The sequence below is a fragment of the Mixta sp. Marseille-Q2659 genome, from assembly GCF_940807255.1.
Lineage (GTDB): Bacteria > Pseudomonadota > Gammaproteobacteria > Enterobacterales > Enterobacteriaceae > Mixta.
On the sequence record NZ_CALNWY010000017.1, the window covers coordinates 45,398 to 56,968 of the forward strand.

Consider the following 11,571-nt stretch of genomic DNA (forward strand, 5'->3'; position numbering starts at 1 on the left):
GAAATGTCTGGTCGTTATAACCACGAAATGACGGATATGATCCACAAAGCACGCAAGGGAAACAACCGTTTGTTAGTTGTGAGGCAGAAAAAAGGCAGGAATCGCTTCCTGCCTGGAGAGGTTTAACGCAAAGGGACGTTATTTGCGGATTTCGTACAGTTTGCTTTCGCCTGCAACCACCGTGCCCGTTGCCAGTAATGTCACACCGGTAAAATCATCGATATTGCTGACCACTACCGGACTGATCATCGAGCGGGCATTGGCGTTCAAAAAGTCGAGATCCATTTCCAGCACCGGCTGGCCCGCGCTGACGGTCGCCCCCTCTTCCACCAGCCGCGAGAAACCTTTACCACCCAGCGCAACGGTATCCAGTCCCATATGCACGACGATCTCTACGCCGTCCGCCGTTTCCAGACAGAAGGCGTGGTTGGTATTAAAGATTTTTACCAGCGTACCGGCAACAGGTGCGACTACCGTCTTACCGGTCGGTTTAATCGCTACACCATCGCCTACCGCTTTGCTGGCAAAGGCTTCATCCGGCACCTGCTCAATCGGGACGATTTCACCGCTGACCGGCGACAGCAACGTGGCAAAGACCACCTGAGAAGCTGACGGCACAGCGTTACTGACGGGCGCTACGGCGGGGGCCGGCGCAGCGACAGAGGATGCCGCAACCGGTCCTTTTGCCAGCACGTTTTTCATGGCCGATGCGATCGATTCTGCCCGTGTACCGATGATAATCTGCACACTCTGTTTGTTAAGACGAATGACGCCGGATGCGCCCAGGCGTTTGGCCAGACTCTCGTTCAGCATATCACTGTCTTTAACGTTCAGGCGCAGGCGGGTGATACAGGCATCAATGTGCGTCAGATTGTCCGAGCCGCCTACCGCGCTGATATAACGGCGCGCCAGCGATTCAGTTTCCGATTCGCCCTGTACGTTATGTTCGACATTCACGTCATAGCCATCGCTTTCATCACCGGAGACCGACAGCTCACGGCCCGGCGTCATCAGGTTGAATCTTTTGATGGTAAAACGGAACACCAGATAATAGAGCGCGAAGAACACCAGACCCTGCGGGATCAGCATATACCAGTGTGTGGCCAGCGGGTTACGCGACTGAAGCGCCATATCTACCAGACCTGCGCTGAAGCCGAAGCCGGAAATCCACTGCATGCTGGCGGAGATATAGACGGAAATACCGGTCAGCACCGCGTGGATAAAGTAAAGCACCGGTGCGACGAACATAAAGGAGAACTCTAACGGTTCGGTAATGCCGGTAAAAAATGCTGCAAACGCCGCCGCAATCATGATGCCGCCCACTTTCGCGCGGTTTTCCGGTCGTGCGCACTGATAGATAGCCAGCGCCGCGCCCGGCAGACCAAACATCATAATCGGGAAGAAGCCCGCCTGATATTGTCCGGTTACGCCTACAGTCGCTTTGCCGCTAAGGATGGACTGCGCGCCGCCGAGGAAGTTAGGAATATCGTTAATGCCAGCCACGTCGAACCAGAAAACCGAGTTCAGCGCATGATGCAGGCCAACCGGAATCAGCAGACGGTTAAAGAAGGCGTAAACGCCTGCGCCGACGGAACCCAGTTTCTGAATATGCTCGCCGAAGTTAACCAGCGCGTTAAAAATAACCGGCCAGACATACATCAGGATGAAGGCGATCAGAATCATCAGGAAGGAGACCAGGATTGGCACCAGCCTGCGTCCGCTAAAGAAGGAGAGTGCTTTCGGCAGCTCGATATGGCTAAAGCGGTTATAGACCTCGGCCGAGAGAATACCGACCAGGATGCCGACAAACTGGTTATCGATTTTGCCAAACGCAGCCGGAACCTGCTCCAGCGGAATTTTTTGAATCATGGCGACTGCCGCTGGCGAACAGAGCGTGGTCACGACCAAAAAACCGACGAAGCCGGAAAGCGCTGCGGCGCCGTCTTTATCTTTCGACATGCCGTAAGCAATACCGACGGCAAACAGCGCCGGCATATGTTCAATAATGGCACCGCCTGATTTAATCAATAACGCCGCCAGTGCATTGCCCGCTCCCCAACTATCTGGATCGAGCCAGTAACCGACGCCCATTAAGATCGCGGCTGCGGGTAGCGTTGCCACAGGCACCATTAGCGCCCGGCCTACCTTTTGCAAATAACTGAGAATATTCACTCATTTCCCCCTGTGAGAATCAAAAAGGCGTCTGAAGCTGTTACTTTTATTATCACATTCCTCAGATAACCTGACGAAAGTACAGCATGCGCAGCAGTGTAAAAAGAATTTAATTCGCTTCGCAAATTAAAAGCGTTCTGTATGTGACTTTTGTCACCTAAAACTTATTTGGGCCTAACGTGACGCTGGCTATCTGTTTTGACTTATTTTATGATCCAAAATATGCGGACGGTGATGCTTCTGCTGTCAGAGCCACTAGGCCAAACTACGCTTAGCTATGCGGCTAATCCCGTCCATTACCGGTTTGAATACTGCTTAAACGAGGTAAAAAATGAGACTTATTCCTCTGGCGAACGCGTCCCAGGTAGGCAAATGGGCCGCACGTCATATCGTAAATCGCATCAACGCGTTTAAACCTACCGCCGCTCGTCCTTTTGTTCTCGGTCTGCCTACCGGCGGCACGCCGCTGGAAGCCTATAAACATTTAATTGAGATGCACAAAGCGGGCCAGGTTAGCTTTAAACATGTCGTCACGTTCAATATGGATGAATATGTCGGCCTGCCAAAAGAGCATCCAGAAAGCTATCACAGCTTTATGTATCGTAATTTTTTCGATCATGTTGATATTGCCCGAGAAAACATCAACCTTCTTAATGGAAATGCGGCAGATATTGACGCAGAATGTCGCCAGTATGAAGAAAAAATTCGCGCCTATGGAAAAATCCACCTCTTTATGGGCGGCGTAGGTAACGATGGCCACATCGCGTTTAACGAACCGGCTTCTTCACTGGCTTCCCGCACGCGCATTAAAACGCTGACGCATGATACGCGCGTCGCTAACTCGCGCTTCTTTGACGGCGATGTAAACCAGGTGCCGAAGTATGCCTTAACCGTCGGCGTAGGCACATTGCTGGATGCGGAAGAAGTAATGATTCTGGTGACCGGCCATGTAAAAGCGCAGGCGCTACAGGCGGCGGTGGAAGGCAATGTTAACCACATGTGGACCATCAGCTGCCTGCAACTTCATCCAAAAGCCGTCGTGGTGTGCGACGAACCTGCGACCATGGAACTGAAGGTCAAAACGGTGAAATATTTCCGCGAAATGGAAGCGGAAAATATGCAGGGTCTGTAATCACTGGATTTAATAACCTGTCCGGTTCAACGCCGGGCAGATGCCGCTTTTAGTCGGGAGAATATTATGTACGCTTTAGTCAATGGCCGCCTGTTTACCGGCCATGAAATCCTGGATGATCACGCCGTTATCATTAAAGACGGTTTGATTGAACGTGTCTGCCCTCAGGCTGAGCTTCCAGCTGAATGCGAGCAGCGCGACGTGGGTGGCGCGATCGTGGCTCCCGGCTTTATTGACGTTCAGCTGAACGGCTGCGGTGGCGTCCAGTTTAATGACACGCTTGAGGCCATCAGCCTGGAAACGCTGGCTATTATGCAGAAGGCGAATGAGAAGTCCGGCTGCACCAGCTTTTTACCCACGCTGATTACCAGCAGCGATGAACTGATGGTACGTGCGGTAGAAGTCATGCGCAGCTGGCTGGAACATCATTCGCATCAGGCGCTGGGTCTTCATCTTGAAGGGCCATGGCTGAACGTGGCGAAGAAAGGCACGCATCATGCGGAGCTGATTCGTAAACCTGATCCCGCGCTGGTTAAATTCCTCTGCGATAACGCCGATGTGATTACCAAAATCACGCTGGCACCGGAAATGGCAGGCCCGGAAGTGATTCGCCAGCTGCACGAAGCTGGGATTATTGTCTCCGCCGGTCACTCTCATGCCACCTATGATGAAGCGCGTAGCGGTTTTGCTGCTGGCATTAGTTTTGCGACGCATCTTTATAACGCCATGCCTACCATTACCGGCCGCGAACCGGGCCTGACCGGTGCGCTGTTTGATATGCCGGACGTTTACTGCGGCATTATTGTCGACGGCCTGCATGTTCACTATGCGAATGTGCGCAATGCCAAACGTATTAAAGGCGACAAGCTGGTACTGGTCACTGACGCGACCGCGCCGGCGGGTGCTGCCATTGACCGGTTCATTTTTGCCGGTAAAACAATATACTATCGTGACGGGCTTTGCGTTGATGAAAATGGAACGCTAAGTGGTTCAGCGCTGACCATGATCGAAGCAGTTAAAAATTGCGTTGAGCATGTCGGCCTGCCACTGGATGAGACGCTGCGCATGGCGACGCTTTATCCGGCCCGCGCAATGGGCGTGGAGAAACAGTTAGGTTCGATTGAAGCAGGAAAAGTCGCCAACCTGACCGTTTTTACGCGTGATTATCACATTATCAAGACTATCGTTAACGGTAACGAAGTCCTTAGCGAGTAATCATTGAATGACCACTGGCGGCCAGGCACAAATAGGAAATGTTGATCTCGTAAAGCAGTTAAACAGCGCAGCGGTTTACCGCCTCATCGATCAGATGGGCCCGATCTCCCGCATTCAGATTGCGGAACAGAGCCAGCTTGCGCCCGCCAGCGTGACCAAAATTACCCGTCAGCTTATTGAGCGCGGCCTGATTAAAGAGGTAGAGCAGCAGGCTTCTACCGGCGGCCGCCGCGCTATCTCAATTATTACCGAAACCCGCGGCTTTCATACCATTGGCGTGCGTCTTGGCCGTAACGATGCCACACTAACGCTCTACGATTTGAGCGGCAAGTCGCTGGCAGAAGAGCATTATCCCCTGCCGGAACGCACGCAGGAAACGCTGGAGCATGCGCTTTTTAACGCTATCGATCACTTCCGCTCTGCTTATCAACGCAAGCTGCGCGAACTGATCGCCATTTCCGTTATTCTGCCAGGCCTGGTCGATCCGAATAACGGCATTATTCGTTATATGCCGCATATCTCGGTAAATAACTGGCCACTGGTGGCCAATCTGACACAGCGCTTTAATGTGACCAGTTTCGTCGGCCATGATATTCGTAGTCTGGCGCTGGCGGAACACTATTTTGGTGCAAGCCGCGACTGCGCCGACTCTATTCTGGTGCGCTTACATCGCGGCACCGGTGCCGGAATCATTGCTAACGGCCAAATTTTTCTCGGCAGCAATGGCAATGTTGGCGAGATCGGCCACATTCAGGTGGATCCGCTCGGCGAACGCTGCCACTGCGGCAATTTTGGCTGTCTGGAAACCATCGCCGCCAACAGCGCTATTGAAAATCGCGTCCGCCATCTGCTTCAGCAGGGCTATCCCAGCGCGCTCACGCTGGATGACTGTGCCATTCACGCCATCTGTAAAGCGGCCAATCGTGGTGATGCGCTGGCGACCGAAGTGATTGAGCATGCCGGACGTTATCTGGGTAAAGCGATTGCGATTGCGATTAACCTGTTTAATCCTCAGAAAATCGTACTGGCCGGTGAGATTACCGAGGCGGGAAAAGTGCTGTTTCCAGCCATTGAAGGCTGCATCAACACGCAGGCGCTGAAGGCATTTCGTAAGAGTTTGCCGGTGGTGCGTTCAGAACTGGATCATCGTTCAGCCATCGGCGCTTTTGCATTGGCGAAACGCGCGATGCTCAATGGCAGCCTGCTACAACATCTGTTAGAAGAGTGATTTGAAGACCAGCCTTTTACGGCTGGTTTTTTTTACCTGCAGGTTGGATTGGCTACTTTTCACTCAACTTTGACGATTCTTTGCCGATAATGTAATTATCTGGCACTTTTTTTAGATGAAATTCAATTTTCAACGCCAACCAACAATCTTTTTATCAAGAAAAAATGAAATTACTTGCATTGTATGCAGCAGATAGCGCATTTTCTTATACATCACGCAACGACAGGCGTTGCTTAACCAACATCAATTAATGAAAACATCACCGGGTAGGTGAGATCAGGAGTAGGTTATGTGTTCAATCTTCGGTGTACTCGATCTGAAAAGCGATCCTTCAGAACTGCGTAAAAAAGCGTTAGAGCTTTCACGTCTTATGCGTCATCGCGGCCCGGACTGGTCCGGCGTCTATGCTGATGAGCATGCTATTCTGGCGCATGAGCGTTTATCGATTGTTGACGTCAACAACGGTGCGCAACCGCTGTATAACGCGGCGCATACCCACGTTCTGGCCGTAAACGGTGAAATTTATAACCATCAGGCGCTGCGTGCTGAACTGAGCGATCGCTATGAATTCCAGACCGGCTCCGACTGCGAAGTGATCCTGGCGCTCTATCAGGAAAAAGGCATCGATTTCCTTGATGATTTGCAGGGTATGTTCGCGTTTATTCTTTACGATAGCGAAAAGAAAAGCTGGCTGATTGGCCGCGATCATATCGGCATTATTCCGCTCTATATGGGCAACGACGAACATGGCAACCTGTTTGTCGCCTCCGAAATGAAAGCGCTGGTGCCGGTCTGCCGCACCATTAAAGAATTCCCGCCGGGAAGCTATCTTTCCAGCACCGACGGCGAAATTCGTCGTTACTACCAGCGCGACTGGATGGAATATGACAACGTCGCCAACAACACCACCGACGCCACCGCGCTGAAAAACGCGCTGGAAGAATCCGTGAAAGGCCACCTGATGTCTGATGTGCCTTACGGCGTGCTGCTCTCCGGCGGTCTGGATTCCTCGATCATTTCAGCAGTGACTAAACGTTTCGCCGCGAAACGCGTAGAAGATCAGGATCAGAGCGATGCCTGGTGGCCGCAGTTGCACTCGTTCGCCGTCGGCCTGGAAGGTTCACCCGATCTGAAAGCGGCGAAAGCGGTCGCTGACCATCTGGGTACGGTGCATCATGAAATTCACTTCACCGTACAGGAAGGGCTGGATGCGATTCGCGATGTGATTTATCACATTGAAACTTACGATGTGACAACCATTCGCGCCTCAACGCCGATGTACCTGATGTCACGTAAGATCAAAGCGATGGGCATTAAGATGGTGCTGTCCGGCGAAGGTGCGGACGAAGTGTTTGGCGGCTACCTCTATTTCCATAAGGCGCCGAACGCCAAAGAGTTCCATGAAGAAAACGTGCGTAAGCTGATGGCGCTGCATATGTATGACTGCGCGCGCGCTAACAAAGCGATGTCCGCCTGGGGCGTGGAAGCGCGTGTACCCTTCCTCGATAAAAAATTCCTCGACGTGGCGATGAGCATCAACCCGCAGGATAAAATGTGCGGCAGCAACGGCAAGATGGAAAAACATATCCTGCGCGAGTGCTTCTCCTCTTACCTGCCGGAAAGCGTAGCCTGGCGTCAGAAAGAGCAGTTCTCCGACGGCGTAGGTTACAGCTGGATCGATACGCTGAAAGAAGTTGCCGCTCAGCAGGTTAGCGATCAGCAGTTAGAGACCGCGCGTTATCGTTTCCCGTACAACACGCCGGCCTCTAAAGAGGCTTATCTCTATCGTGAGATCTTCGAAGAGCTTTTCCCACTGCCGAGCGCGGCCGAATGCGTGCCTGGCGGCCCGTCAGTGGCCTGTTCTTCCGCCAAAGCGATTGAATGGGATGAAGCGTTTAAAAGCATGGACGATCCGTCTGGTCGCGCCGTAGGCGTTCACCAGTCTGCCTATAAATAAGCGGCGGAAAGTAGAGTGTAAAAACGGGCCTGCACGGCCCGTTTTCTATTGTATTTGGTGTAGTTACGATCAAAAATCGTCGTTTTTATCATCATGCTGGTTACAAGCCAGTCAAACGAAACGCGAAAGCAAAAAAACGACAAAAAACTTGTTGACGCTATTGAGTGCAATACGCATAATGCGCCCCGCAACGCCGATGAAGGTAGCGCGAAAAAAGATGGCTACGTAGCTCAGCTGGTTAGAGCACAGCACTCATAATGCTGGGGTCACAGGTTCGATTCCCGTCGTAGCCACCATCTTTTTTGCGGGAGTGGCGAAATTGGTAGACGCACCAGATTTAGGTTCTGGCGCCGCAAGGTGTGCGAGTTCAAGTCTCGCCTCCCGCACCATTTCAGTCATCGGTTAGCACGGATGGGGTATCGCCAAGCGGTAAGGCACCGGTTTTTGATACCGGCATTCCCTGGTTCGAATCCAGGTACCCCAGCCATATTTCTGATGTAAAACTGATGCGTGATCGGATCTTGGGATATCGCCAAGCGGTAAGGCACCGGTTTTTGATACCGGCATTCCCTGGTTCGAATCCAGGTATCCCAGCCACATCAGAAAGCAATAAAATTTGGCTACGTAGCTCAGCTGGTTAGAGCACAGCACTCATAATGCTGGGGTCACAGGTTCGATTCCCGTCGTAGCCACCATTTTATTGGGGTATCGCCAAGCGGTAAGGCACCGGATTCTGATTCCGGCATTCCGAGGTTCGAATCCTCGTACCCCAGCCAATTACAAACTGTTTATCCCAATTTATTGGGGTGTCGCCAAGCGGTAAGGCACCGGATTCTGATTCCGGCATTCCGGGGTTCGAATCCCTGCACCCCAGCCAAACAGTGTGAAAAAGCCCGCTTTTGCGGGCTTTTTTGCGTCTGTCGTTCAAGTGTTTTTAACGGGCGGCGTACCGCCCGTGTCGCGCTTACAGTCCCAACGCGTAACGCAGCGCCTGACGCTTCAGCACGCCCGCGCGTTCCGCGGCCATCAATCCTATATTTCTCAGCATACGCAGCGGCGGCAGGCGATTGCTGAAGGCAAAATAGAACAGATCCATACCGCTCTGCATCAGCAGATTATCCCGTTGGCGCTGGCGCTGATAGCGCAGCAGCACGCGCTCTGATGCCCAGTCCTCCGCCTGATTGCGCGCCATGACTAACACATCAATCAACGCATCAACGTCACGGTAGCCGAGATTTACGCCCTGCCCCGCCAGCGGATTGATGGTATGCGCCGCATCGCCGACCAGCGCCAGTCCGGGCAGCACATAACGCGTCGCATGACGACGCACTAAAGGAAAGGAAGCGGCCTGCTGCACGCGAAAACGTCCCAGCCGCGCCGGGAAGCAGCGCGCCACCTCTTTTTGCAACTGTTCCGGCGCCAGCGCCTGGAGCTGACGAATACGGGCCGGACTGTCATACCAGACCAGCGAGGCCCAGCGACCATACAGCGGCAACAGCGCATGCGGACCATCAGGCGTAAAGTGCTGCCAGGTGGTATCGCCCGCCTCGTGTTCCAGTTCCACACTAATCAACATGCAGGACTGGCTATAGTTCCAGCCCTGAATGCCAATGCCGGTCAGCTGACGCACCTGTGAATTGGCACCGTCGGCACCGATCACCAGGCGGGTCGAGAATTGTTTTCCATCCTTCAGCGTCAGCCGCCAGCCGCCGTTATACTGCTGTAGCTGCTGCAATTTCGCCGGCGCGAAAAGCGTTACCGGCTGCTGCTGCAAACGCTGCCACAGCGCCAACTGCAGCACAGAATTCTCTACCATATAACCCAGCTCCGGCAGACCAAGACTGGCGGCATCAAATGCTACGCGCGCCGTCTGCCACTCCCAGGTTTCCAGTTTGCGGTAAGGCGCACAGCGCATCTGTTGAACGCCCGGCCAGACTTCCAGCTGTTTAAGTAAATCCACCGAGGCGCAGCCGATGGCGGAAATGCGAATATCCGGCGGCGCGTCAGGATTGAAGGCGGACGGGATCTCTCGTTCCAGCACCGCGACCTGAAATCCCTGCTGTGCCAGCCCGCTTGCCAGCGCCGCGCCCACCATGCCTCCGCCAACCACGACGACATCGAATTGCGTTTGATCCATACATTTATCCTTCTGTGCCCTGCCGTCTCGCTGCGACAGGGCAGCGAGCCCGTTTTAAAGTGTACCGGAAATTCAGCGGAAAACAGAAAAGCCGACAGACTGGTCACAACAGCAGCAAAGCATTACAATACGCGCCCTGCAATCCTTCCTGCACTGATAAATGGCACGTTAGATGAGTAAAAAACTGCATATCAAAACCTGGGGCTGTCAGATGAACGAATACGATTCATCTAAAATGGCCGACCTGCTGGAGAGTACGCACGGCTATACCCTCACGGAAGTGGCGGAAGAAGCTGATATTCTGCTGCTCAATACCTGCTCAATCCGCGAAAAAGCGCAGGAGAAGGTCTTTCATCAGCTGGGCCGCTGGAAAACGCTGAAAGAGCGTAACCCGGAATTAATTATTGGCGTGGGTGGCTGTGTCGCCTCGCAGGAAGGTGACCATATTCGTCAGCGCGCCAGCTACGTCGATATTGTCTTCGGCCCGCAAACGCTGCATCGCCTGCCGGAAATGATCAATACCGTACGCGGTTCGAAAAGCCCGGTAGTGGATATCAGCTTCCCGGAAATCGAGAAGTTTGATCGTCTGCCGGAACCGCGTGCCGAAGGCCCGACCGCTTTCGTTTCGATCATGGAAGGCTGTAACAAATATTGTACCTTCTGCGTGGTGCCTTATACGCGCGGCGAAGAAGTCAGCCGTCCCTGTGACGATATCCTGCTGGAGATCGCCCAGCTGGCCGCCCAGGGCGTACGCGAAGTCAACCTGCTGGGCCAGAACGTAAATGCTTATCGCGGCGCGACCTATGACGGTGGCATCTGCTCTTTCGCTGAACTGCTGCGCCTGGTCGCCGCCATTGACGGTATCGATCGCATTCGCTTTACCACCAGCCATCCGATCGAATTTACCGATGATATTATTGACGTCTATCGCGATACGCCGGAGCTGGTGAGCTTCCTGCATCTGCCGGTACAGAGCGGCGCCGATCGCATCCTGACGCTGATGAAGCGCGCCCATACCGCGCTGGAATACAAAGCGATCATTCGCAAACTGAGAGAAGCGCGTCCCGATATTCAGATCAGCTCGGACTTTATCATCGGCTTCCCTGGCGAAACGCAGGAAGATTTTGAAAAGACCATGAAGCTAATTGCCGACGTTAACTTCGATATGAGCTTCAGCTTTATCTATTCTGCGCGTCCCGGCACGCCGGCGGCCGATTTGCCGGATGATGTCAGCGAAGAAGAGAAAAAGCAGCGTCTGTATATTCTTCAGGATCGCATCAACCAGCAGGCGATGGCCTGGAGCCGTCGCATGATGGGCACCGTTCAGCGTATTCTGGTAGAAGGCCCATCGCGTAAGAATGTGATGGAGCTTTCTGGCCGTACGGAAAACAACCGCGTCGTCAACTTTGAAGGCACGCCGGAGCTGATCGGTAAGTTCGTCGATGTGGAAATTGTTGACGTTTACCCTAACTCTCTGCGCGGCATCGTGGTTCGTACAGAAGAAGAGATGGGCCTGCGCGTCGCGGAAAGCCCGGCTTCGGTCATTGCGCGCACACGTAAAGAAAACGAAATTGGCGTCGCCATCTACCAGCCCTGATGTTAAAACACGCAGCGGTGGGCGCCTCTTGCCCACCGTACAATTTCGTTCCCCTCCCCTTGCTTTCTGAAAGCAGCGCCCAAATATCGGCTTTATGGCTTGCGCCTTTCCGCCATGACATAAATACTTTTGC

General features: G+C 53.3%; 7 protein-coding genes and 7 tRNA genes. 12 read left to right on the forward strand and 2 right to left on the reverse strand.

Features of this window, described 5'->3' with window-relative positions:
* Positions 1-138: 138 nt before the first annotated feature.
* The gene (gene nagE / locus P3C52_RS13215) at positions 139-2,166 is read right to left on the reverse strand and encodes an N-acetylglucosamine-specific PTS transporter subunit IIBC (RefSeq protein WP_275555487.1); all 2,028 of its coding nucleotides are present in this window, start codon (positions 2,164-2,166) and stop codon (positions 139-141) included.
* Between the two features lie 337 nt (positions 2,167-2,503).
* Between nagE and nagB the strand changes: the two genes are divergently transcribed.
* From nagB to P3C52_RS13270, 11 genes are all read left to right on the forward strand, one after another.
* Positions 2,504-3,304, forward strand: a complete 801-nt coding sequence (nagB, locus tag P3C52_RS13220) for a glucosamine-6-phosphate deaminase (protein ID WP_275555455.1) — start codon at positions 2,504-2,506, stop codon at positions 3,302-3,304.
* A gap of 66 nt (positions 3,305-3,370) precedes the next feature.
* Positions 3,371-4,519, forward strand: coding sequence for an N-acetylglucosamine-6-phosphate deacetylase (nagA, locus tag P3C52_RS13225; protein WP_275555456.1), 1,149 nt, complete (start codon positions 3,371-3,373; stop codon positions 4,517-4,519).
* Between the two features lie 7 nt (positions 4,520-4,526).
* Entirely contained in the window at positions 4,527-5,747 is a 1,221-nt protein-coding gene (locus P3C52_RS13230) for an N-acetylglucosamine repressor (protein WP_275555457.1), read from the forward strand.
* A gap of 289 nt (positions 5,748-6,036) precedes the next feature.
* On the forward strand, positions 6,037-7,704 hold the full coding sequence (gene asnB / locus P3C52_RS13235; RefSeq protein WP_275555458.1) for an asparagine synthase B: 1,668 nt from the start codon (positions 6,037-6,039) through the stop codon (positions 7,702-7,704).
* A gap of 219 nt (positions 7,705-7,923) precedes the next feature.
* Positions 7,924-8,000 (forward strand) — tRNA-Met (locus P3C52_RS13240).
* A gap of 8 nt (positions 8,001-8,008) precedes the next feature.
* Positions 8,009-8,093, forward strand: a tRNA-Leu gene (locus tag P3C52_RS13245).
* 23 nt (positions 8,094-8,116) lie between these two features.
* A tRNA-Gln gene (locus P3C52_RS13250) sits at positions 8,117-8,191 on the forward strand.
* 35 nt (positions 8,192-8,226) lie between these two features.
* Positions 8,227-8,301 (forward strand) — tRNA-Gln (locus P3C52_RS13255).
* 21 nt (positions 8,302-8,322) lie between these two features.
* Positions 8,323-8,399, forward strand: a tRNA-Met gene (locus tag P3C52_RS13260).
* Between the two features lie 6 nt (positions 8,400-8,405).
* A tRNA-Gln gene (locus P3C52_RS13265) sits at positions 8,406-8,480 on the forward strand.
* A 26-nt stretch (positions 8,481-8,506) separates the two neighbouring features.
* A tRNA-Gln gene (locus P3C52_RS13270) sits at positions 8,507-8,581 on the forward strand.
* 87 nt (positions 8,582-8,668) lie between these two features.
* On the opposite strand, the gene ubiF is transcribed toward P3C52_RS13270, so the two are convergent.
* Positions 8,669-9,841: a 3-demethoxyubiquinol 3-hydroxylase gene (gene ubiF, locus P3C52_RS13275; RefSeq protein ID WP_275555459.1), complete on the reverse strand. Its 1,173-nt coding sequence runs from the start codon at positions 9,839-9,841 to the stop codon at positions 8,669-8,671.
* Positions 9,842-10,013: 172 nt separating this feature from the next.
* Between ubiF and miaB the strand changes: the two genes are divergently transcribed.
* Entirely contained in the window at positions 10,014-11,438 is a 1,425-nt protein-coding gene (gene miaB, locus P3C52_RS13280; protein WP_275555460.1) for a tRNA (N6-isopentenyl adenosine(37)-C2)-methylthiotransferase MiaB, read from the forward strand.
* Positions 11,439-11,571: the final 133 nt, after the last annotated feature.

Excerpts from the sequence above, each read along its gene's own strand:
- nagB (WP_275555455.1), top strand. The coding sequence starts at position 2,504 with ATGAGACTTATTCCTCTGGCGAACGCGTCCCAGGTAGGCAAATGGGCC.
- nagA (WP_275555456.1), top strand. The coding sequence starts at position 3,371 with ATGTACGCTTTAGTCAATGGCCGCCTGTTTACCGGCCATGAAATCCTG.
- P3C52_RS13230 (WP_275555457.1), top strand. The coding sequence starts at position 4,527 with ATGACCACTGGCGGCCAGGCACAAATAGGAAATGTTGATCTCGTAAAG.
- asnB (WP_275555458.1), top strand. The coding sequence starts at position 6,037 with ATGTGTTCAATCTTCGGTGTACTCGATCTGAAAAGCGATCCTTCAGAA.
- ubiF (WP_275555459.1), bottom strand. The coding sequence starts at position 9,841 with ATGGATCAAACGCAATTCGATGTCGTCGTGGTTGGCGGAGGCATGGTG.
- miaB (WP_275555460.1), top strand. The coding sequence starts at position 10,014 with ATGAGTAAAAAACTGCATATCAAAACCTGGGGCTGTCAGATGAACGAA.